We start from the raw sequence: 24,825 nt of genomic DNA, 5'->3' as shown, positions 1-24,825 counted from the left end.
TCTTAAACTACTTGCCATATATAACTGTTACATTTTTAGTTCATAACAGGTTTAATCAGAACCAAACAGGTCACGGGTGTAAACTTTACTTTCAACATCCTTTATATCGTCAACCATGCGGTTTGAGACAATAACATCAGAGATGGCTTTAAATTCTTCAAGTGACTTGATTACTTTAGAATGAAAAAATTCTGTTTCTTCAAGCACTGGTTCGTAAACAACTACCTCAATACCTTTAGCCTTCAAACGCTTCATAATCCCTTGAATACTTGATGCGCGGAAGTTATCAGAACCCGCCTTCATAATTAACCTGTAGATCCCCACTACTTGCGGGTTACGTTTTAAGATTGAGTCAGCAATAAAGTCTTTACGAGTAGTATTAGAATCAACAATAGCGCCAATAATATTATTTGGTACATCAGCATAATTTGCACGGAGTTGTTTAGTATCTTTTGGTAGGCAATAACCACCATATCCAAATGATGGATTATTGTAATGCTTACCAATACGAGGGTCTAAACTCACACCTTCAATGATCTGACGAGCATTCAAACCGTGTGATTCTGCATAAGTATCTAACTCATTGAAGTATGCAACACGTAGTGCTAAATAAGTATTAGAAAACAACTTTATTGCTTCAGCTTCAGTAGAATCAGTAAATAAAACGTCAATATCATTTTTTATTGCACCTTCTACTAGCAAATTTGCAAACACTTTTGCGCGCTCACTCTGTTCACCCACTATGACCCGTGAAGGATAAAGATTGTCATATAATGCTTTTCCTTCACGTAGAAATTCTGGTGAGAAAATTAAATTATCACACCCAAACTCACTTTTAATGCGAGCAGTGTAACCTACAGGCACTGTAGACTTAATTACCATAACGGCGTTAGTGTTGATTGCCATGACATCTTTAATAACAGCTTCTACTGAAGATGTGTTGAAGTAATTAGTTATCGGGTCATAGTCCGTCGGTGTCGCAATAATTACGTAATCAGCATCAGAATAAGCTTCAACTTTGTCTAAAGTAGCAGTGAAATTTAATGGCTTATTTTTTAAAAAATCTGTTATTTCAACATCAACTATTGGGGATTGGTGATTATTAAGTAACTCAATTTTCTCTGGGATGATATCTACAGCTGTAACTTTATGATTCTGTGCTAATAACATTGCATTAGATAGACCTACATAGCCTGTGCCAGCGATTGCAATTTTCATATTTTACCCGTATTTATAAGTACGATTCAACAAAAAACACCACTTTAAATAGAATGTAAACTTAGACATTACAAACCAAGGTTGTAATAAACTCATATAGATACATTTATATGTTATTAAAAATAACCATGTAAAAACGACTCAAAAATAGTTGCAAGGTAATTAGCAACCATAAAGACCAAGCTCTTATTACACAACACTTCTATTAATAACTGGGATGATCGATTCAAAAACATCAACTTTATTTTTACAGTCAAAGTAACCAATTGAATCTAAAATGCACGTCTCACTCATTAAATTATAAGAATCCATATTATGAAGACTTAGCACTTCAGTCAATTTAGCTTTAAGACTTTTAACATCATATCCATTAAAAATAAAGCCATTAACTCCATCATTAATATAATCGGATAAATCACTAGTGTTATTAGTAATCATTGGAGTGCCGAGCGCCATGCTTTCAACAACCTTAGTAGAAAAACCAGCTCTAGATACTTTATTGTTCGGCCTAAGCAGAACTGAATAATCACTATTACTTACCAGTGATAATGTTTTTTCATGACTTAATACGCCATAGAATTTTACATTTCCTATAGATTCACCTTCAACACCAGCAATATGAAGCTCAAGCCTACTTTCAAAAAGTTTAGCTATCTCTATAATTTCGGCTAAAAGGTCTTTATGACCTGGGGTTCCTGCATATACTAACTTTACTTTTATATCTAATATATCTTTCGGTTTCTTAATATTCATTAAAGCATGAATATCTAAAGTCGGTGGAACTAGAATACACTTAACACCTGATTTTTTGTAATATTCCTTAAGAAAACTACTTATGCATATAACCGCTGTACATTTAGATATTAAAAACCTCATTGCCAGTTCAATATTCCAATAATAAGGCTTATACAAATACTCAAATGATGACTTTGGTTGATACCATTCGACACAGTCAAAGAATATCTTTATATTGTGTTTCTTACAAAAAGGGAGCAATTTTAATAAGTAAGGACTATAACCACTATACAATATTATAAAGACAGGTTTTTCATTAAGTTCTTTTAAGAATCTTAATGTATTATCACCTATTAGTAAAAACTTAAGCACTCTGTTAAATAATGGTAGCATATTTCCTGGGCGCTCATCTAAGCTTATTACATCAACACCTTCAAGTTTAGTTTTTTGATAGCAACTATCCCCATCAATGACGTCAATATCATACCCCATAGAACCTAGAGTTTTTATATTACCAATAATTCGCCTTGTTGCTGCACCGCCTTTTTTAAAAAAAAATGGAGCTATGTAATAACCTTTATTATTCATACTTCTTCCAAACTACTCTATTAACATAATCGGTATAAGAGTGAATAATTCTGACAATCTTATCCGAAACATTAGGCATACTGTAATCATAAACTTGCCTTAACATACGAGTATCACCACTAGGCTGACTTTCCAAAATTTGAAGTGCTTGCATAACTCGTTCAACACCCAGGCCTACCATCATTACAGATGCTTCTTCCATTCCTTCTGGTCGCTCATGTGCCTCACGCAAATTCAGCGCAGGGAAATTCATGATCGAAGACTCCTCATTAATAGTGCCACTGTCAGATAACACTGCTTTAGCGTATTTCTGCAAATTATTATAATCATGAAAACCTAAAGGCTTTAATAATTGAATATTTGTATGAAATTCAATTCCTTGAGCCTCAATACGGTTTCTTGTACGAGGGTGAGTCGATACAATAACAGGTAAACCATAATGCTCAGCCACTGTATTTAACGTTTCAGCAAGTTGAGCAAGGTGCTTTGGTGAATCAACATTTTCTTCGCGATGAGCACTCACTACAAAGAATTGACCTTTTTGTAAATTTAAGCGAGTTAAAACATCTGATGACTCAATCTGGGGCATGTAATGAGATAACACCTCAAACATTGGACTACCCGTTTTAATAACTCTATCTGCAGGCAAACCTTCAGCTAACAAATAATCACGCGCGATAGAGCTGTATGTAAGGTTAATATCTGATGTGTGATCAACGATTCTTCTATTTATCTCTTCAGGCACACGCATGTCGAAACAACGATTACCGGCTTCCATATGAAAAATAGGGACTTTACGTCGCTTCGCAGGTATAGCAGACAAACAAGAGTTTGTATCACCTAAAACCAGCATGGCATCAGGCGTAATCTCTTCCAACACTTGATCAACTTTTATAATGACCTGACCAATTGTTTCTGCGGCATTTTTACCTGCTGCATTTAAAAAGTAATCAGGTTTTCTAACACCAAGATCATCAAAAAAAACTTGATTTAATTCAAAATCATAATTCTGCCCTGTGTGAACTAAAATATGCTCACAATGTTCATCCAACTTAGCAATAACCCGTGATAAACGAATAATTTCAGGACGGGTTCCAACGACAGTCATTACTTTCATTTTAGCTATCGTATTCTGGGTCATACTAGTGGTCTCGCTATCGTATCAGGTTTATTTCGATCAAAAATTTCATTTGCCCACAACATTACAATTAGCTCATCTTCGCCAATATTAGTAATATCATGTGTCCAACCAGGGACTGTTTCTACAATTTTATAGTCACTCGCATCTGTAATGAGCTCATACTGTTCATCTGTACCAATATGTTTAAATCGATAACAGGCTTTACCTTTTATCACAAGGAACTTTTCATTTTTTGTATGATGATAATGCCCACCACGAGTAATTCCTGGGTGCGCGGTAAAAAATGAAAACTGCCCAGCAGAGTGAGTCTTCAACATTTCCACAAAAGTGCCACGGGGATCTGTATAACCAGGCACAGTATAGGCAAAGTGTTCTGGGTGAAAGTAGCTTAAGTAAGTTGAATACAAAGCCCGAGTAAACCCAACACCAACCTCCTCCGTGACTAAGGAGTCCCTGCTTACTTTAAATTTTTGCAGTAAATCGACGACCGCACCAACAGTAGTTTGGTAAACGGGTGATATGTCTTTATAGCCTACATCTTGCAACACGGAATCATCATTTGGCATTAATCTAATAAACGCTTCGCAAACATCATCAATATAAACAAGAGAAAGTTGAGCGTTAGCATCGTGAATGTTTATGGGTAAATCATTAACCGTATTATGACAAAATGTAGCAATTGCAGAATTGTAATTAGGCTTACACCATTTACCAAAAACATTAGGTAATCTGTATATGTAAACCGGAGCACCTGTAAGCTTTTGATATGAAATAACAACATTCTCGGCAGCAGCTTTACTGACACCATAGGGATTATCTCGTTCAGCTTGTATAGAAGAAGTTAAAACAACAGGAGTTTTTTTATCTAATTTAATCAGATGATTGACTATTAATGCAGTCAAATCCGTATTGCCAGTTTTAAAATCATCTTCATTAACAGGACGATTTATGCCAGCTAAATGATAAATAAAGTCTGCAGTGGCAACTTTTGATAAAATATCGTCTTTATTATCAGCGCTGGTAATAGTGGTTATAGAGTCAAAACCTGCTTCTTCTAAAAAGACACGTAAATTCTTGCCAATAAAACCATTTGCTCCCGTTACAACAATATTCATTTATACGCCCTCTGGAACCACTAAATTGCCCGCTTTTATCTCTCTCATAAAATCAAGTTTAAGCAGCAGTTTTTCCATACCTGCAACATCAAGACCCTGTGTATTATGGGAATTATAGTCTTCGACTTTAGAGAGGTCTTGTTCACCTTCATCTGTAAATTGAGCATAATTTAAATCACGGTTATCAGCAGGAACGCGAAAGTAATCGCCTTGGTCTTCGGCTACAAACATTTCTTCTCGGCTACAAAGCGCTTCGAATAATTTTTCACCATGACGTGTACCAATAACGTTTACTGTATGCCTAGGCTTACCCATTATGTTAAAAATGGCCTTGGTAAGTACATCGATGGTTGCGCCAGGTGCTTTTTGCACAAAGATATCACCATTATTGCCATTTTCGAAAGCGTGCAACACTAAATCAACTGCGTCGTCGAGCGTCATCATAAATCGAGTCATATTAGGATCAGTAACTGTCAAAGCTTTGCCTTCAATAATTTGACGACAAAATAGTGGTATAACACTGCCACGAGAAGCCATTACATTACCGTAACGTGTTGTGCAAATTGTCATACCGTCAGGAACATTACGAGATTTAGCGACTATCACTTTCTCCATCATAGCCTTGGATATTCCCATTGCATTTATAGGGTAAACGGCTTTATCAGTACTTAAGCAAACAACTTTATTAACACCATGATTAATAGCTGCTTCAAGCACGTTTTCAGTACCCATCACATTGGTTTTAACAGCCTCTAGAGGGTAAAACTCACAAGATGGTACCTGTTTAAGTGCTGCAGCATGAAAAATATAATTAACACCGCGCATAGCATTTGAAACACTTTGGTAGTCACGAACATCACCAATATAAAACTTCAGCTTGTTAGAGTTGAAGTTTTTGCGCATATCATCTTGTTTTTTTTCATCCCGGCTAAAGATTCGAATTTCAGCAATATCTGTATCTAGAAAACGATTTAATACAGCATTACCAAAAGAACCGGTACCACCGGTAATCATTAGTACCTTTCCAGTAAAAAAATTTAATTCCATGTTACAAATACTCTCTGTAAATTTTGTAAGATTGTTTTACACGCTCATACCTATCTCTAGTAAGCATTTTCTTTACTGTGCCACTTTCAGCATGCTCAACAACTAAACTAGGTGCATATAGGATACACCCATTAACCTGTTCTACTTGATTTGACAAAAGAGCTTCTTCACCCCATAAAAAAACTCTGTCATCAAGTTTACTATAGTGTTTGAAAAAAGTATTTGTTAGACAATAACATGCTCCTATCCCTCTATTTATCACCATTTGAATATCACAATGATTTTTTAATTTAGTATCTAAATTTTCTTTACTATAAAGTTTTAAAAAAATTCCTTTAGTTAAAATTAAAAATCTAGATAAATAATAATTAGAATAATAAACATCTTCTTTTAAAAGCTCTAATCTACTCAGCTTTCTAGTTGATAATGGATTCTGATGCACACCGTCAGTGGTAACGACGTCTGGAGAAATAACTAATACATTATTATCAACATTAAGACTCTCTAACTTTAGAATGAAATCGTACCTATATTTTAGATCGTTGTTACCTATAATTATCTGCTCATCTATTCCCGTCCGGCAAAAATCTATACCTACATTCAAAGCTGGAAAATAACCAATATTTTGTTCAAGCTCAATAAGTTCTAAATGGAACGACTCACTGTTTATTTTCCGCAACTCAACTTTATCATCAACATTCGAATTATTATCAACAACTACTAATCGAATTGAGCAATTGTCAGGAACAGTCATATTTTCTAAACTGTCACAAAGCGATTTTGTAAACAAACATCCATTGTAGTTAACGCAGATGAAATTATATCTCAAGATGTATCTCCTAAATTAAAAAATTATTCGCATCAATTGCATTTTGACTTACCATCATTAACGCTATATACAAAGTAAAAAATTGACAAATATATTTGAAAATAGAATATTGAGTACAATGATGGTCTTTGATAAAAGCAAATGGAAAATATTAATATGAAAAAAGTAACTTTAGTTAACAAATTTCTTATAGGCGTAAATTTATAAACAGAAAAACCAATAATTAAAAGAGTTCCCAATATTAATAACACACCACCGGCATAGCCATAATCGTAAAAAAGTGTTATTCCTGATGATACATCGCACCCTAAAGATTGAGACATACCAGCTCCTGCACCAAAATATAGAAAGTTATTTATATCTTGTGTAAAATGAGAATAAAAGCAATCCGAAATCCTATTGTCACCAGCACTAACTTTCCATGATACAAAGTCATAAAACAAATCAAATGATTGAATGTTCAATACATACCATAAAAATAATATAAGTGGTAATATAAAAGTAGATATTAAAAGCCACTTTTTATTTCGAAGTATAAAAAACACGAACAAAATAAAAAAGAAGGTAGATAGTGACAAGAAGCCAGAAACTAATACTACACATAAATTAAACTTAGATTTAGTTAATTGAGGTGTCAATAAAAGCAAGCCCGATAAAGTTCCAACCACTCCGGCCTCATCAAATACTGAAGAAAACCTTATTGAATTACCGTAAATTGAACTTGACGTAGAGTAAAATCCATAATATACATCATAAATTAACTGACTATTCAACTTCAGTTGATTCATCGGTAGTTGCTGAGAAGTCGGTTGTATCAAATCAAATAATGATAACATATGTAAAAGTAGACCAACACTAATGACAATAACATATATATTTATAAAGCAATTCAATGTTTTCTTATGAAAATCTGGTGGATATAAAACGAGCAAAGCAAAAACTATAAATGCAGGCCCGACAAACATTAGCTGTCCATTTACATTTGATAGTATTAAATTTAACGTAGTAATAAACAAAACAGCTAAAATAGTATAATTTTTTAGTCTATTGGTTATATCTTTATTAGCAATAGTAACCACAACAAAAATAAAACAGCAAAACAAATGTACAATAAACTTTGATAAGTAACTGACCGTTATAATATTTTGTTCAAATAACATTATGAATGCTAAGACGTAAGCTAAAAATAAGTTTATTTTATTATTATTAATAATAGAAACACCTCTTTAAGCAAAGAAAACAAATTAAAGTAATCCAAAACTAGCTTACCCCTTAGGCTTCTTACTCCAAAGAAATTTTAAATTTAAAAAAACTAAAATTTTAAAAGAAACTTTAGGTACAAGCATCAATAAAAAATTAGTTATTTTGAAATTTAGTAAAACTAAATTGGTCTTATCACGCCATGACATTCCTTTTAACTTAGTAATAAGATTAAGCGAAGTAAAATCTAACTCTAGTTTACCTTTCCTTGACAAACAAAATGGATCATTCGGAAACATTGTTAATGAACTATCAATCTCGCTTAATTTCAAATTCAATGCCTCTGTATACCTATTTTTAACTGAGCTAATATCATGAACACGAAATACATCTTCAAAAATTATATCCAAATCCTTTTCATCACACAATCGAATACTTGAACCTGAAGGTAATCGAAGTCTATCTAATGGGCTATACCCATATATCCCAGTAAAGAAACAAACAGGAATTAAAGAATTAAGGTACATTTCTGTAAAAGCTGTTCCACCTGTTACAGGGGCCGTATCTATACAAATATTACACCCTTTAACTACTGAAAAATACTGCTCGTAAGGAAGTGTTTTAATCAAATGGACGCGTCCAGGAAAACAAACTTTAGCCTTCCACCACCAGTAATCACTATAATTGATACCAACTACACTAAGAGTAGATTCAGGATTTTCATGTAAAAAATAAAAAAGTTTTTTTTGTATTGAGAAACACTTATTAGGTTTCATTTTAAATGAATTGCCAGCTATTATCATATTCTTAGATGCATAAGTAAATTTGGGCTTATTCTTAATGTCTAATGGTATACCTAAAAAACTAGTAAGATATTTTTTATCGAAAATAGTCTTGTCTATTTCATATCCCCTAAAAGAAATTTGCAACATCACATCTATAACTGTGCGACCGTAAGTAAATAGGTGATCAGCATGATTTACAAAGAGAACTAATAATTTAGGAGATACCTTCTTTGCTAAACCAACAGCTATAACTGAAACTATATCATCAGGATGAATATGCAAAATAATTTTATTATATTTAATAATCTTATTCGTAATGAATAAGATTCTATCGGTAATAGTCGAATGGCATACAGCTAAAATAGATTTAAAATGGAGTTGAAGCCTTGGTAAAGCTGATTTATCAAACTCTTGCGTAATTAAAAGGTGTGAATCATCATCTTCCATTAACGATAGTCGCTCACATAGCCTTGTATGGCCACCTCTATTATAGGGCGTTGATATAATATGAAGATTTTCATTTATGGTACTGAGATGACATTTTTTAACTTGATGTAACAAAAAATCGAACTTATTACGCAGTAAAAGTTCAAACTCATTATCAGAATAAATCAAACTTCTATGACCAGTTACAATTTTAGCATATATTTTAGCATATAAAATCGCATCATCTTCGTTATTGCATTGGAGAGTCAGTTGCTTTAAATGGGCTATACTCATAAACGTTTCCATCTTAAATACTTTTAAACCTGTGTCGCTCAGTCAACAATAAGTATTTATACCAAGCCACATGCTAAGTAAAACTTTGCATTGAATAAAAAAGCTAACAACAGCTTCAATGACAAACCTACTAATTAAAAGTTATATAATCAGAACCTTCATTAAAGATTGGTAAAATATGACCTGATAAAATGCTTTTGACAACAAATATCGAACCATCTTTAGATAAATGTCCATAATCCACTTGAATAAGCTCATTATTATCCAATATTACTCTACAGTAAAATACACCTTCTTTTTTCATACATACATCATCTACTAAAGAAACATATTTTAAGCCTTTTGGATATGAATGTTTTTTCATAACATTATCAGTTTCAATAATAGAAAGGTCCAAACCGTCATCAGTAATAAAGATTTCATTCTTAAGCCAATTTTGTGATTTTATCATAACTTTAGGTAAGGAAGGCTTCCACTGTGACACTGGACCAACCAAAATAACATTTTCAACACCACGACTTTTTAAAGCATCGAAAACTTCAATCCAATCTGTTTTTTCATGCTCTTTCTGTTGAGCAATAATTACCAAGCGAGGTTTAAGTTCCGAGATACTATTTAGAGCTAATTGATTAGAAAAGTCGCAAGCTTTTTTAATGTTCCCTTTTAAATTATCCGCTTTATTTAATGAAACTCGACAACTTGCTGATGTTACTTGGTTAAATGAAATATTCAAAGGTTGCAGTATTGTTCTAAGGCCAAGTGATAGTGCTTCTGCATGAGAGTCTCCCCACAATAGCACGCCTCCTAAGTTATTTTCATTTAAACAAGAATCGTCTATGGATAGCTCATTTTTTTCCGTTAGTGATGTATAAGAATTACATTTAAGCCAGTAAGTATCATCTAAGTTACGGTGTTGTTGTTCATATTTTTCAAGGAAAACAGCTTGCGGAGTAGATGCCCCTCTCCGAAATGATGTATCGATCCCCCCACTTATATATATATAACCACTTAAAAGCATAACAACCAATAGCATTTGTATAGGAAGACAATATAAATAATCTAATAAACGATGATAGTCTTTTTTAAAATTTTGTTTTTCAATATATTTATGGCTAAGAAAACCAATAAATATTGACAACAATATACCTATATAAACAAAATAGATTTTTAAAGAAAAATAATAAATCAATACAACTATAGGCCAGTGCCATAAATAAATTGAATAAGACCAAGCCCCTAACTTCTGAGAAATTATATTACTAGTAATAAAACTATTGTTTCGTTGTGCTTGAATAATTAAAAAGGAGCCTAAAACTGGAAAAATTGCCAAATAACCAGGCCAAGGGCTATCTTTTGTGATTAGTAAGTAAGAACCGACAATTAAAACTAAGCCCCCCCATTCTAACCATTTTTTTCTTTTCTGTGGTAAAGAGAATGGATAAAGGTAAGCCACACCACCAATCATCATTTCCCATGTTCTGGTAGGAAGAAGGTAATAGGCCGAACTGGGCCATTTGTAGGTAGCGACTACGCAAAACAAAAAACCTATCACAGTCCCAAGAACAATACCTATTTTTAATACATTATCCGACAACATTTTTCTTAGAACAACAATAGCCAATGGATAAATAATATAGAATTGCCATTCGGCGGATAAAGACCAAGTATGCAAAAGCCATTTTTCTTGCGAAGAGGAATCAAAGTAACTAGATTCAGTCCAATAAGTCACATTAGATATAAATGCTATACTACTAGCAACATGCTTACCTAAATTCATATAATCAGTTGATGTAAGAAAATACCAACCGAAGGCAAGTAACACCAAACAAAGAAAGGCTAACGCGGGAATGATTCTGTTAGCTCTAGCAATATAAAACTTTATAAGTGAAAACTCCCTCCTATCTACACCACGGAAAATTATTCCAGTCATTAGAAAACCTGAAATAACAAAGAATACGTCAACACCAGCAAAGCCACCAGGCATCCACGATGCATTAAAATGAAAAACAACTACCGCCACTACAGCAATTGCTCTTAACCCATTTATATCCTTTCTAAATTGCATAACTACTTCTTTTCTCGATTTTTAACTCTGCCCATGTTTTTACTAATTTGACAAAACAATTACAAGTTTAAAATTTATATTTTATTGCGTTAAATAGGTAATTAATTATGAATAAATATAAAACATGAGTTAAAAATCACTTAAATGAATTCAATATATTTATTACAATCTCAATTTCTACTTCTGATATAGTCGAGCTAAGCGGTATACTCAAAACCTGATCATGGATAGTCTCTGCAATAGGATATGAAATATCCTGTAATTCTTTATAAGCCAATTGCTTATGTGGTGGAGTCGGGTAATGAATTAATGATTGAACACCATTTTCACTCAAATATTTGCTCAGTTGTTCCCGCTTGGGAGTTTTGATTACAAATAAATGCCAAACATGACCTTCTGAATTACTTATCTCAGGGAGTACAAGTAAAGGGTTATTGATACCTTGCAGATATTTCAGAGCTACTTGCTTACGAATTTCTGTTTCGCGGTCTAAATGCTGCAGTTTGACTCGTAGCATAGCCGCTTGTATTTCATCTAATCGGCTATTAACGCCTTTGTACTTATTTTTGTATTTTTCGTGAGAACCATAGTTACGTAATGCGCTGATAACATCGATAAGCTCCTCGTCATCAGTGGTAACAGCCCCAGCGTCACCTAGGGCACCAAGGTTTTTCCCCGGGTAAAAACTGAATGCTCCTGCATCACCCCAAGTACCTGCCTTTTTCCCTTCAATCATTGCACCATGCGCTTGGGCACAGTCTTCTAAAACCAATAATTTATGCTGCTTTGCCAACTGCATAATTTCTTCCATTGGTGATATTTGTCCATAAAGATGAACAGGTAATATCACCTTAGTTTTAGGGGTAATACTTTTAGCGATGTTTTTGGCAGTTAGATTGAAAGTTGCAGGATCTGGTTCTACAAGAACAGGAATCAATTTATTTTCTGAGATGGCGAGTATAGAAGCTATGTATGTATTAGCAGGAACAATTACTTCATCACCGTCTTTTAATTTACCCAGCTCTTTCCACGCACGAAAAGTTAGAATTAAGGCATCTAGTCCATTAGCCACACCAATCGCTTTGCTGCTGCCACAGTAACTAGCAAATTCTTTTTCGAATGCTTCTAACTCTTTGCCCATAATGTACCAACCCGAGTCGATAACGCGCGCACATGCTTCTTTTAGTTCTGCTTGATACTGTTGGTTAATTGCTTTTAAGTCTAAGAAAGGGATCATTTTATGTTACTCATGTTAATAAATTAATTTCTTGTCAAAATATTCGTTGCCCATGACAAGCCGACCCCAAAACCAGAGATCAATATTTTAGTACAGTCGCCTCTGGTTAGATAATCTTCAAGCATGATAGGTATACTAGATGAAACGGTATTTCCGTATTCATTTATCATAAAAGGTAATTTATTTGATGACAATCTCATTTTTTTTCTTATTGCATTGATGATTGCAGCACTACCTTGATGTAATAGTAATACATCAATATCTTCGATTTGATGATTGTTCTTTTCTATATGTTTATTGATTTGCTCTGGAACTTCTTTTAATGCAAAGTTATAAACTCTTCTACCATCCATATGTAGATATTCATCATTATACAAAGAGTCACTACCAGAGCCATCTGTACACAATGTTGGTCGCCCAATAGATAGAGCGCCAACTGTAGACAACAAAGTAGCTGTAGCGGCATCGCCAAATATAAGGCTTGTGTTTTTATCCTTAGGATCAATAATTTTGGAATAAGGGTCCGCTGTTACAAGAATTCCTTTGCTAAAGCCCATTTCGATCATATGTGACTTTAATATTGTCAAACCGTAAACATAACCAGAACAACCCAATGCTATGTCAAATGTTGATACGCTATGTTTTAGGCCCAGCTTATGTTGAATTACCGAGGCAGTATGAGGAAGATTGGGGTAATCTCCATTTTGAGTTACCAAAACAATAGTTTCAACTTCTTCGATATTAAGGTTTGCTTTGTCTATTAGTTTTCTAACAGCTTCCACTGCTAAGTCTGAAGTTTTATAACCTTCCCCAATTCGCGATAATTTTGAAATACCTATTCTTTTATCTATAAAATCATTATCTTTACCAAATAGTTTAGCTTTTTCGTAATTATCAATATATTCATCTGGAATATACGATGCTATTTCATTGATGTAAATGTTCAATCATACCTCTAATGTAAATTTGCAATATGACAATTATTATTAACTTTAGCTTTTATAAATATTAATTCAAAAAATGGCTTTATTTTTTCTCAGGTATATAAATCTCAGCCTGACCAGTTATTACTTTTTGCTTACCCACTTTACAATATGTATTAAAGTAAACTCTCCTTTTCTCTTTTTCTATACGCTCTACCATTACCGTAGCCACAACTGTATCGTCTATATAAACTGGCTTTCTAAATTTCAAAGACTGTGAAACATAAACACAACCTTCGCCAGGTAATTTTGTACCAAATAAAGCTGAGAAAAAACTAGAACTTATCATTCCATGCGCAATCCGTTTCTTAAACATCGATTTTTCAGCATATTCAGAATCTAAATGAACTGGATTTCTATCGCCAGAAATCCCTGCAAAACTTTTTATATCCGCTTCTGATATTGTTTGTGAATATGAAGCGAACATTCCAACTTCTAAATCGTCAATGTCATACATTATTCAGTTGCTCATTATTCCATTGTTCAATAACTTCTTGGGGGTACCCTCTATGGAAATGTTTTCTCCAAGGATAAGCTGGTTTTTTTGTTCCATCTTTGAGTTTTATTTTAGATGCAAGGCCTATTTTCTTCGCTGGTGATCCAGAATAAAGCATATCTTTTTCAGTACTACCTCCAATGCATGAATGAGCGCCAATAAATACACCTTCGGCTATTTTAGAACCGGGAAGCACAACAGACATAGTAGCGATAACAGCATAATCCTCTATAGTAACACCTTGCATAACACTACTTGGTGGGTGAGGATCATTAGTAAGTACAACATAAGGAAAAATCCAAACAAAGTTACCTATATTGCTATGTTGACCAATATGAACATTACTATGAGTTCGAACAAAGTCTCCTATTTTACAATGCCCTTGAACATCACTCAGAGTGCCTAGTTGAAAGTTAACACCAACAATGGTTTTTTCTCTAACTGTGACGTTGTGGCCAGTAACAAGACCTCTGCCGAAGGTAGATGCCTCATAAAAAGTACTTCTAGACCGAATATGTGACTCTGCACCTATAATGAGCTTTGCACCTTGAGATAATTGATTAGATACACCTAATTCACAATATGATTCGATAATAGTATTTGAATGAATAACAACATTATCATGGACAATTGTATATGCACCAATAGTTACATTCTCACCAATTTTAGCTTTTTCCGAAACAATTGCTGTCGAATGAATACTCATTTAACCTCCTCCAAAAATTTATCGTAATCACGAATATAATCTAATTCATCGTAAAAAGAATCAGCTAATACCAATAGAACGCAATCTTCCGAAAAATCATACATTTCTCTCCATACAAAGGATTCAATGAATAAACCTTGCGCTGGATTATCAAGCAATATATCTATTTTTTCTTTACCATCATCTAATAAAAAACGACATGAGCCTTTTAATACAACAGCTAATTGCTTCAGCTGTTTATGAGCATGAAATCCACGCCTTACTTGTGCTTGGGTGTTGAAAAGGTAATAAACACGCTTAATCGTAAAAGGGATATTTTTGTGATCTTCTAGAGCAACTAATGACCCTCGGTCATCTCCATGATTTTGAAACTGTATAAATTTGATATCCATTAAATCGCCTCGATTTCTTTTAAGCGTAAACCATTTTCATCTTTATCTGACAGTATCGGTGCTCCATCCAGCGGCCATTCAATACCTATATCAGCATCATTCCATGCTATACTAACTTCTGATTTAGGATGGTAGTAATTGGTACACTTATATACAAATTCAGCTTCTTCACTTGTAACGTAAAAACCGTGTGCAAAACCTTCAGGAACCCACAGCTGACGTTTGTTTTCTGCTGACAAATACGCCCCCACCCAGAGACCAAAAGTGGCCGAGCTTTTTCTGATATCTACCGCAACGTCAAATACTTCGCCAGACACGACACGAACTAATTTACCTTGGGTATTTTCAGTTTGATAATGTAAACCGCGTAAAATACCTTTCTTTGACTTTGAGTGATTATCTTGAACAAAGGTCGTAGGTTTTCCTGTTACAAGCTCTTCGAATTTTTGTTGATTCCATGTTTCCATAAAAAAACCACGAGCATCACCAAAGATAGTTGGTTCAATGATTTTTACATCAGGGATTGTCGTATCAATTACTTTCATTTAGGAATACTCTTCAATTCGCTCTAAGGCTGCTTGCCAGTCACTCTGTTTAATACCAAATTCATTATTTATTTTGTCACAATTTAAACGCGAGTTTGCAGGGCGTTTAGCTGGGGTTGGATAGTCTAGTGTTGTTATTGGATTAACTTGAATAGGCTGGACGAGTACGTCTTGTTTCAATGCTATTTCAAATATTTTTTCAGCAAAAGTATGCCAACTGACATGTGGAAAACCAGAGAAATGATATATACCATAAACATGATTTTCTGGCGCAATCAGCTTTGAGATTGTGAGTATAGCGTTAGCTAAATCACCTGCATAAGTAGGGCCGCCAAACTGATCAGCAACAACACCTAACGTATCTCTTGTTTTAGCAAGGCCTAGCATGGTTTTAACAAAGTTATTACCGTGTTCACCAAAGACCCATGCTGTTCTTAATATAATATGTTTAGGACAAGCCTGAGCAACCGCTTGTTCACCCGCTAACTTACTACGGCCGTACTCACCTTGAGGTGCAGTTACATCTGACTCAGTGTAACTCTCTGCGCTATCGCCATCGAACACATAATCGGTAGATATATGAATGATGACTGCATTGATTTTATTTGCCGCTAGCGCAAGATGTTGTGGACCGTCTCTATTGATAGCGTTGGCTAATTCACATTCTTGTTCCGCTTTATCTACAGCTGTATATGCAGCGGCATTAACGATGATATTAGGCCTAAACTCGGTAACTATTTTATCAACTTGGACTGGGTCGGTGATATCAAGTTCTTCACTGGCTAATGCTAAGAACGTTAGCTCAGCCTGTGCTTCAAGGAGATCGACTAAACAACTCCCTACTTGACCATTTTTACCCGCAATTAATATTTTCATACTGAAGTTTCGCTAGCTAAACGCTCCAAGTATTGACCGTAGTTATTTTTCATCATTGGCTTTGCCAATTCAGCGAGTTGTTCGGAACTTAACCATCCATGACGCCAGGCTATTTCTTCTAAACAAGCGACCTTAAGACCTTGCACATTCTCAATAGTCTGCACAAATGATGACGCTTCATGTAAGCTTTCATGGGTACCGGTATCAAGCCAAGCAAAACCGCGACCGAGCAACTCAACATTCAAGTTACCTTGGTTCAAATACATTTCATTTAACGTGGTGATTTCTAATTCACCGCGATGTGACGGTTTAACTTGCTTTGCCATTTCGACAACATTGTTGTCGTAGAAGTACAAACCGGTGACAGCATAATTTGATTTTGGCTTCGTTGGTTTTTCTTCTATCGATACGGCTTTCATATCTTTATCAAACTCAACCACACCAAATCTTTCTGGATCTTTGACTTGATAACCAAATACTGTGGCACCCTCTTCTCTATTCGCCGCATTCTTCAATGTTGTACTAAAAGATTGACCATAAAAAATATTATCACCCAAGACCAAACAAACACTGTCGTTACCGATAAACTCTTCACCAATCAAAAAAGCTTGCGCGAGGCCATCTGGTGAAGGTTGCGCTGCATATGTTAAATTGATACCAAAATCAGAACCATCACCTAATAACCGCTTAAAACCTTCATTGTCTTCTGGCGTGGTAATAACCAATATGTCTCTAATGCCTGCAAGCATTAATGTTGATAGTGGATAGTAGATCATTGGTTTGTCATACACTGGTAATAACTGTTTTGATACACCTCTTGTAAGTGGGTATAAACGAGTCCCTGAACCGCCAGCTAAAATAATTCCCTTCATAAACCCTCTAATTTTATTCGTTACACATGCCAAGTATTAAAAATCTCTATCAAGAATTAATGCCTAAACGCTCACCTTGATAGCTACCATCTTGTACATGTTGACACCATGTTTGATTCGTTAAATACCACTCGATGGTTTTACGTAAACCAGTCTCAAAGGTTTCTTGTGGTTGCCAGTGCAATTCATTGCTGATTTTACTGGCATCAATGGCATAACGACGATCATGACCAGGTCTGTCGGTGACATAAGTGATTTGCTCAGCGTAAGGAGTATCTTTAGGCACTAGGGCATCTAAAATACTGCAAATGGTCTGTACCACTTCAAGATTCTGCTTTTCGTTATGGCCGCCAATATTGTAGGTCTCACCGACTTTGCCGCTTGTGACGACTTTATAGAGTGCCCGAGCATGGTCTTCAACATAGAGCCAATCGCGAATTTGATCGCCTTTACCATAAATAGGCAATTTTTTACCTTCTAATGCATTCAGAATAACCAATGGAATAAGTTTTTCAGGGAAGTGATATGGGCCGTAGTTGTTCGAACAATTAGTTACGATTGTTGGTAAACCATAAGTGCGTAACCAAGAACGAACTAAGTGGTCACTAGACGCCTTAGATGCAGAGTAAGGACTACTAGGTGCATAAGCTGTGGTTTCAGTAAATAATGGTAATTCTTGATTTAGACTCTGTTCATCCAGCTCATCTGGATGAGGTAAGTCTCCATATACTTCATCAGTAGAAATATGATGAAAACGAAAGACGTCCTTTAATTCGTCAGACAATTCGTTCCAATATGCACGGGTGGCTTCAAGTAAAGTATAAGTGCCGACAATATTAGTTTGAATAAAATCCGACGGGCCTGTAATTGAGCGATCTACATGTGATTCTGCCGCAAGATGCATTACAGCATCAGGCTGATACATTTTGAATACACGGTCCAATTCTGTTCGATTACAAATATTCACATTTTCAAAGACATACCTTTCATTTTTTTCAATTTCACTTAATGATTCTAGGTTTCCAGCATAAGTTAAGCAATCGACGTTAACAACTTGATCACTTGTGTTTTTGATAATATGACGAATAACAGCTGAACCAATAAATCCAGCACCACCAGTAATTAAATATTTCATAAAAATTATCTTTTAGTAAAGTGATTTTTTCATAATAAAAATCATACAAATTAAATATAAACCATAGTTTATAGCATAAGCATATGATAAGCCGATCAAACCGAATTGGTCTGCAAGGGTAATTGATAACACAACTAGACTTATCGAAAATAAGATTTCAGTAATAATGAAAACCTTAGTCATGGCTCTAGCAAGCATTACATAAGCAAGCAACCAAGCTGCAATTTTAAAAATATCTCCAATTAATTGATATTTAAAAAGTATCAACATTTTATTAAAGTCTTCAGTAAAAAGGAGCCATACAACTATATCTTTTAAAAGATAAACACCAAGTGATAAAATTAAAACTATTGGAATGATGAGTAAGTAACCTTGTTTCAATTCATTCCTAAGCTCTTTTTTTTCTTTTATTTCAGAAAGCCTCGGTAGATAGTATGTTGAAAGTGCTGTTGTTACGACCATCAAGTACATAGTCGAAATATACATCATTGCTTGCCAATAACCAGCATCATCCCAAGATAACTCCCCCCCAATATATTCCCGAATGATCATCAAAGAGACTGGAACTGTAAAAGCTGAAACTAATGCCATCAAAGAGTATTTTAACAACTTTTTAAATTCTTCGTTGTTAAAGCGCTTATTGAAGTTTTCAAAAATTATTGTATTGTGCCTTCTTAACTTCCATAGCACGATAAAAAAAACAACAGACTGATTAGTAACCATTGCAAATAAAGCACCATCAAGTTCAAAATATAAAATCAGTAGTGTTGTAAAAAAAAGGCTGTAAATACTTTGTATTATATTGATTGAAATAAACGTTTTAATTTCTTTTAAACCGTTCAAAATAGAAAGTAGCAGCTGATTAACTGAAAAAATGGTTAAAGTAAAACCAAAAGTTATAAATACATAATTATAATCATTAGTTTTAAATATATACTCTGAAAAATAGGAAGCACCAAAAATCAAAAAAATACTAAATGCTAATGAACAATACATAGTTAACTTTAATGAAGTACTCCATAAAATACTTCGGAGGTGAGGGTCATCGTGATACTCTGCAGTATACTTAGTAACTCCAGAGTTAATCCCCCCTTTCGCGATAGTCTGAATCAAACCAAGAGCATTTTGAAACTGCCCTATTACAGCTAAACCTGATGGACCTATATATATTGATACTGCTTTATTGATTACTAAACCAGCTAAAATTTTTATCGCTGTAGCTATAAAACTAAGTATAGATGTCTTTGCTAAATTCAAAATTAAGTACTACTTCAGTCAAGTAAAAGTGAAATCGTCGCTCTTAAACTCAGCATTTTTAATTAAGCTGAGACAGTTTTCATCCATTTTGAGACAGTCGACTTCTCGTTATCCCTTAAAGAGCCTAGGTTTTACAGTTTTCTTGAAAACAGTCCCAATAGGCTCTTTTTTTAATCTTCTTTTTTAACAAAATATCTAATTAATACCAACATGACGCCTAACATACCACCGAGCATAGTGCCTAAAACACAAATTAATGCCCTCTTAGGCTTTGATTTTTCTTCTGGTATTAATGCTGGATCGATGGTTTTAAATACGTACTCATCGCGAACTTCGGCAAACATAATCGTTTTCGCTTGTTCTTCAATTAATTTATATAAAATTGAGCGAATATCGGCAATATTTGTTTGTTCTATTTGAGATTTCAAAAATGTGGTGCTACGAGTCGCTTCTGCAACATCACGGTCTTTCATTTCTTTATTAATGTCTTGCACTAACCAATTAACCCATTGATGAGCCACTGCTGGTGAAATGTGTTCGACAGAGACGGTTACCATGCCAGTTTCTTTGGCAGCATTAACGGCAATGATTTTACTGAATTCTTTATACGCTTCTTGCATTGACGGTTCTGGCTTAAACGGTGCATCAACTATACGAAGCCATTTTTTATCGGCTTGGTTATATATTTCGTCATCGTAGCTAATTGAGTTATCGGCCATATTCCATTTTTTAGCCGCCATTAAGTCAGGCAAAATATTATGTTTTTGAATAAAGTTGCTGGTAAATTGACGAGACTTCATCACCTCGATAGCCATTTGGGTTTTATCAACACCGCCGCCACCGCCTAAATTGATCCCAGCCATGCTAGCTAAACCACCAAACTGCCCTGCAAGTGCAGCTAAACCACCGCCACCTTGCTCAACATCTGCTGGGGCTAATAGCGCTTCTGATTTGTAGATATTAGGCTGATTAATCGCAAAAATAACTGCACCGACAGCAAACACTGCTGTGATGGCGATGATTAGCCATTTTCCTTGCCTAATAACAGCAAAAAGCTCGCGCAAATCAATTTCGTCGTTTTCAGCGCTGACCATTGGTTGTGATGATGCAAAGTTGGCGTCATAAGTAGGTTGCAGGTTTTGTTTAGTCATAAGTCTTTTTTGTTTGGGTAGCAGTGCGCTTCGCTTCTAGATTCTAGGACGCTTTGCGGCTAGAGCGCTGCGCTGCTATAAGGTCAAAAGATACCAGCAGAAATCTGCTAAATGTTAAGTTTATTACTGGTTAGAGCGCTTCGCTGCTATACAAGCGGAAATCACAAGCTTGCGTATTAGTCACTTTGTTTGGTAATCGGCATTATCTTCTTTAATCTGTGCTTGTTTTTGTTTAATAAGAGCACCTAATATTTTAGCTAACTCTTTGGCTTCTTTTACCATCGACATAGCTATTTGTTTATCAAGGTATTCGATTTCTGCTCCGATATATAACTGAGTTACAAGCTCACCTAGAGACCCTTTTGCGTAATACAAAAACCTTATCTTTTCTTTCAGGGTTTCACGTTCCTCTCCCTCCGCTATGTTTGAGGGAACAGATAATCCTGAACGTGTAATTTGATCTTTGAAGCCCCAGTTACTGACTGACTCAGTCAACCGATAAATTTCACAAGACAATCTAGAAGCTCTTTTCCACACATCCAATTGCTCGAAACGCATATCAGTTCCTTCTGACATTGAGTATCTTGTATCTAGAATCTTAGAGCGCTTCGCTGCTAGAGCGGCCTACGGCCTGCGATAAAACCCTAGAAGCGTAGCGTCCTAGCAGGACGTAGTCCGCCCTCTGGCGAGCCTGCGAGTTTCTAGAACCTCCAGTTCTTAGATACCTGACACAGCTGCAAATGCTACCGCGGTATTATAAAGAATCTGCGTGACTTGCGACCAAAGGGTTAAGTTATCTTTGTACTCAGTGTCTAGCGGTACAATCACAGTATCGCCGGCCGAAATTTGCGAGTCGGTATTAAACCAAATACTTTGAGTTGGCATCATCACTGAACCATCAGCCTTGATAACATAAACTCTGTCTTCATCACCGCGCTCTCTTGCGCCACCAGACATATCTAGATAGTCGCCAAGGGTTAAGCCATCTTTAAATCGGTGGGTTGAAGGATGTTGAACCTCACCCATAACTGCAACTGTTTGCTTAATGGTTGGCACGTACAATACGTCGCTGTCTTCAAGTTGAACATCAGCTTCTTTAATACCTAACTCAAGCGCATTTAAGTCTATAACTAATCGGCCAACGGCTTTGATGTTTTCTAAGTCAGTTAACATTAATTGTGCTTCGGAATAATTAATGCTTAAGCCATCTTTTGATACCCCACGAGTAGCGATGTCTCGGCGCAGTTGATCGGCTAACTTTTTAATTTCAAGCTGTTCTTGCATCCGAACTGACTCACGGACAAATACTGCCGCGGAAGGATAAGCGAACTCAGTGAAGCCACCCGCTCTAGCGATAACGTCTGATAATGTCTCACCACGCCTGATGTTATAAGTACCAGGGAACTTAACTTCCCCTTTAACCTCGACTACTTTTCTTTCTTGCCAGTCTGGCGTGGTCAAAATAGTCATCATATCGCGCCCTTTCAGCTCGATATTGTCTTGTTGGTTACCATTAAGCGCAGAAGAAAGGTTAACTTGTTGGTGAATAATATCGGATACTACAGAGGTGGTATGAGTGCGTGTCAGTTCAGCTCGTTCAATATAAGCACCTTCAAGTAGGCCGCCAGCCGCTTTAACTAAGTCGGTCACTTTTGCTGAATTTGTTAATGGGTAAACGCCTGGATGGCGAACTTTTCCCGCGATAGCCACGATCAAAATGCCATGTTGTGAATTACCTTGCTGGGTTAGCTTGGTCACAATGGGATACAGCAGTTCTTTACGTGACATAACATTACTGAGTTTGATTAAGTCACGGTCTTCGAATAAATTAGACAGCATTTTAGCCACTTCGCTGCTTACCAGCGTTTGCTCTTCAGATGTTTGCTCATTTAATGCGACACCAGCTATTTGATTGGTGTATTTGCTTGCTACGGTATTGTCTAAGGTCTCAAATCCAGCTTTAAACAGATCGGCATCCAGTAGTGAGTCACTTTTCAGTGATTTAACTTTGCTGACACGCTGCTTAACTAATGAATTCAATTCAAAACGGTTTTGAGTATCGTCACTGAAATTAAATATGATTATTTTATCACGAGGCTGTAAAGCAATGTTTTGAATAGAATTAGGTGATGTAATCGCTTCACCTGGAGCAAACTGTAAGGTTTCGATGTCACCATGTTTGTTGATTTCACGAACCACTAAACCGTAGTCTAGGTCAGCAGATAATAATAAATCGCCCCAAATTGAAGGTAATACATCGCTAATACGTTGTTGCTTCCATTGGTATTTACCCGGGCGAACCACGGCACCGACCACAGTGATAGCGTCTTCATATTGATTTGAAGCACTTTTAACACGAATGTAATCACCAGCTTTGGCTATCGTGTTGTTACCTTTATCTGAGGTTAAATCAACATTAATAATCGTTTTTAAGCCATTAGCATTATAACGTTCGATACTGCTATTTTTAGGGTAGGCATCTTGCTTGATACCGGCAGCCATATTGATGACATCGGCAATAGTTTCATGCTTTTTCAACTCGTAAATAGCAGGACGTTGCACTTCACCAGCGACACTGACTAACCCGCCAATCGATGGAATGAACACTACATCACCAGAACGAAGATTGATGTCTCCAGAAGCATCGCCTCGCAGCAGTAAATCGTATAAATCAAATGAGCCGACTAACTTACCGCCACGCTTAACTTGCACACTACGAAGACTACCGATTTCGTTAACACCGCCAGCCACAAACAACGCCTGAGTAATGGTTGATAAACTCGATACAGTATATGAGCCTGGTTTGTAGGCATCGCCAGCAATGAAAATGCGAATTGAACGTAATTCACCCATGGTGATATTAGATTCGATACCAATCGTTTGCTGCTTTATGCGCTTAGACAATTCTTGACGTAAATCGGCAAAGCTTAGTCCAGCAACAGATACTGGGCCTAAATCGGGAATTTGTACTGTACCATCACGATTAATGGTTAAACTGTATTCGTTGCTTTCTTTACCATAAAGTTGAACTTTAATCACATCGCCAGGACCGACCATATAGTCGCTTGGTACAGGTACGTCTGTGACAGGTGCAAAGGTGGTTGGCTCACCAGCAAACATTTCGTAGCCGAAACGTTTTAATTGGTTTTTATCACTGTCTTGGTTGAAATCAAACTCACTCTTTTTAGCGCTTTCTTGCTGTTCATTTGATTGATTTTGACGAGGTTCAACAACAGTAGGATTGCTTACCTTAACAGTGTTATTGGCACTGCCTGATAACATTGAAGGATCTATTCCATACTGACGCGCAACTCTTTCCTGCTCAGATTTAGGCAATTGTTTAAACTGCTCAATCATTTGCGGTGTTGGGGTAATAGCCTGCACTTGGGTGGTTAAAATAATAAAGGCCGATAAGCCAGCTAGTAACACGTTTTTGGTTTTATGTAGCACCAGATATCTCCAATATTATTTTTTATAAAAAGGTTGTAGGAGCTCGCAGGCTCGCCAGAGAGCGTGACTTCGTCACTTCTAGGTTCTAGCAGCGAAGCGGCCTATTTAAGACACGCTACCGCCCATGGATTACGGCTTCCAACATGCCCTTCGCTGTACGAATTTTTAATTTTTCTATTAGCTTTAAACTGAAACAAGCGCTAATCAAGCGCTAATCAAGCGCTAATCAAGCGCGGAATTATACTCAAAAACAGACTAGGATGCTCAAGTAAAAAATACCTA

General features: G+C 35.8%; 22 protein-coding genes. All 22 read right to left on the bottom strand.

The window, feature by feature from the left end; genetic code table 11:
- Positions 1–51 precede the first annotated feature (51 nt).
- Complete coding sequence (locus tag H5164_RS01735; RefSeq protein ID WP_182754498.1) at positions 52–1,218, bottom strand: nucleotide sugar dehydrogenase; 1,167 nt, start codon at positions 1,216–1,218, stop codon at positions 52–54.
- 189 nt (positions 1,219–1,407) lie between these two features.
- Positions 1,408–2,541: a glycosyltransferase gene (locus H5164_RS01730; RefSeq protein WP_182754496.1), complete on the bottom strand. Its 1,134-nt coding sequence runs from the start codon at positions 2,539–2,541 to the stop codon at positions 1,408–1,410.
- Positions 2,534–3,667: a non-hydrolyzing UDP-N-acetylglucosamine 2-epimerase gene (wecB, locus tag H5164_RS01725; RefSeq protein WP_182754779.1), complete on the bottom strand. Its 1,134-nt coding sequence runs from the start codon at positions 3,665–3,667 to the stop codon at positions 2,534–2,536. The genes H5164_RS01730 and wecB overlap by 8 nt, the downstream gene beginning before the upstream one ends.
- Before the next feature lie 11 nt (positions 3,668–3,678).
- Complete coding sequence (locus H5164_RS01720) at positions 3,679–4,797, bottom strand: UDP-2-acetamido-2,6-beta-L-arabino-hexul-4-ose reductase (RefSeq protein WP_182754494.1); 1,119 nt, start codon at positions 4,795–4,797, stop codon at positions 3,679–3,681.
- Complete coding sequence (locus H5164_RS01715) at positions 4,798–5,844, bottom strand: polysaccharide biosynthesis protein (RefSeq protein ID WP_182754492.1); 1,047 nt, start codon at positions 5,842–5,844, stop codon at positions 4,798–4,800.
- Position 5,845: 1 nt separating this feature from the next.
- On the bottom strand, positions 5,846–6,598 hold the full coding sequence (locus H5164_RS01710) for a glycosyltransferase family 2 protein (protein WP_182754490.1): 753 nt from the start codon (positions 6,596–6,598) through the stop codon (positions 5,846–5,848).
- Between the two features lie 107 nt (positions 6,599–6,705).
- Positions 6,706–7,833, bottom strand: coding sequence for a hypothetical protein (locus H5164_RS01705; protein WP_182754488.1), 1,128 nt, complete (start codon positions 7,831–7,833; stop codon positions 6,706–6,708).
- 105 nt (positions 7,834–7,938) lie between these two features.
- A complete protein-coding gene (locus tag H5164_RS01700; protein ID WP_182754487.1) occupies positions 7,939–9,378 on the bottom strand; it encodes a hypothetical protein in 1,440 nt (479 codons plus the stop codon).
- A gap of 130 nt (positions 9,379–9,508) precedes the next feature.
- Positions 9,509–11,443 (bottom strand): acyltransferase family protein, encoded by a 1,935-nt coding sequence (locus H5164_RS01695; RefSeq protein ID WP_182754485.1) that lies wholly within the window; start codon positions 11,441–11,443, stop codon positions 9,509–9,511.
- A gap of 136 nt (positions 11,444–11,579) precedes the next feature.
- Positions 11,580–12,680 carry a DegT/DnrJ/EryC1/StrS aminotransferase family protein gene (locus H5164_RS01690; RefSeq protein ID WP_182754483.1) on the bottom strand — a complete coding sequence of 367 codons (1,101 nt, stop codon included), beginning with the start codon at positions 12,678–12,680 and terminating at the stop codon, positions 11,580–11,582.
- 23 nt (positions 12,681–12,703) lie between these two features.
- Positions 12,704–13,627 carry a 3-oxoacyl-ACP synthase III family protein gene (locus H5164_RS01685; RefSeq protein ID WP_182754480.1) on the bottom strand — a complete coding sequence of 308 codons (924 nt, stop codon included), beginning with the start codon at positions 13,625–13,627 and terminating at the stop codon, positions 12,704–12,706.
- A gap of 79 nt (positions 13,628–13,706) precedes the next feature.
- Complete coding sequence (locus tag H5164_RS01680) at positions 13,707–14,120, bottom strand: MaoC family dehydratase (RefSeq protein ID WP_182754478.1); 414 nt, start codon at positions 14,118–14,120, stop codon at positions 13,707–13,709.
- Entirely contained in the window at positions 14,113–14,865 is a 753-nt protein-coding gene (locus tag H5164_RS01675) for an acyltransferase (protein ID WP_182754476.1), read from the bottom strand. Before H5164_RS01675 ends, H5164_RS01680 begins: the two co-directional genes overlap by 8 nt.
- A complete protein-coding gene (locus H5164_RS01670) occupies positions 14,862–15,257 on the bottom strand; it encodes an FdtA/QdtA family cupin domain-containing protein (protein ID WP_182754474.1) in 396 nt (131 codons plus the stop codon). The genes H5164_RS01675 and H5164_RS01670 overlap by 4 nt, the downstream gene beginning before the upstream one ends.
- Complete coding sequence (gene rfbC / locus H5164_RS01665; RefSeq protein ID WP_182754472.1) at positions 15,257–15,802, bottom strand: dTDP-4-dehydrorhamnose 3,5-epimerase; 546 nt, start codon at positions 15,800–15,802, stop codon at positions 15,257–15,259. Before rfbC ends, H5164_RS01670 begins: the two co-directional genes overlap by 1 nt.
- A complete protein-coding gene (gene rfbD, locus H5164_RS01660) occupies positions 15,803–16,678 on the bottom strand; it encodes a dTDP-4-dehydrorhamnose reductase (RefSeq protein WP_182754470.1) in 876 nt (291 codons plus the stop codon).
- Positions 16,675–17,550, bottom strand: a complete 876-nt coding sequence (rfbA, locus tag H5164_RS01655; RefSeq protein WP_182754468.1) for a glucose-1-phosphate thymidylyltransferase RfbA — start codon at positions 17,548–17,550, stop codon at positions 16,675–16,677. Before rfbA ends, rfbD begins: the two co-directional genes overlap by 4 nt.
- 49 nt (positions 17,551–17,599) lie before the next feature.
- Positions 17,600–18,685: a dTDP-glucose 4,6-dehydratase gene (rfbB, locus tag H5164_RS01650; protein WP_182754466.1), complete on the bottom strand. Its 1,086-nt coding sequence runs from the start codon at positions 18,683–18,685 to the stop codon at positions 17,600–17,602.
- Positions 18,686–18,697: 12 nt separating this feature from the next.
- Positions 18,698–19,942, bottom strand: coding sequence for an O-antigen translocase (locus H5164_RS01645; RefSeq protein WP_182754464.1), 1,245 nt, complete (start codon positions 19,940–19,942; stop codon positions 18,698–18,700).
- A gap of 170 nt (positions 19,943–20,112) precedes the next feature.
- Entirely contained in the window at positions 20,113–21,093 is a 981-nt protein-coding gene (locus H5164_RS01640; protein WP_182754462.1) for a Wzz/FepE/Etk N-terminal domain-containing protein, read from the bottom strand.
- Positions 21,094–21,273: 180 nt separating this feature from the next.
- Positions 21,274–21,651: a four helix bundle protein gene (locus H5164_RS01635; protein WP_124017224.1), complete on the bottom strand. Its 378-nt coding sequence runs from the start codon at positions 21,649–21,651 to the stop codon at positions 21,274–21,276.
- A 159-nt stretch (positions 21,652–21,810) separates the two neighbouring features.
- Positions 21,811–24,543: an SLBB domain-containing protein gene (locus H5164_RS01630; RefSeq protein WP_182754460.1), complete on the bottom strand. Its 2,733-nt coding sequence runs from the start codon at positions 24,541–24,543 to the stop codon at positions 21,811–21,813.
- Positions 24,544–24,825 lie beyond the last annotated feature (282 nt).

The organism is Shewanella sp. SG41-3 (genome assembly GCF_014164545.1).
In the GTDB taxonomy this organism is placed as follows: domain Bacteria; phylum Pseudomonadota; class Gammaproteobacteria; order Enterobacterales; family Shewanellaceae; genus Shewanella; species Shewanella vesiculosa.
Note: the sequence above shows the minus strand (reverse complement) of the source record. Positions and strands in the feature narration are given on the sequence as shown.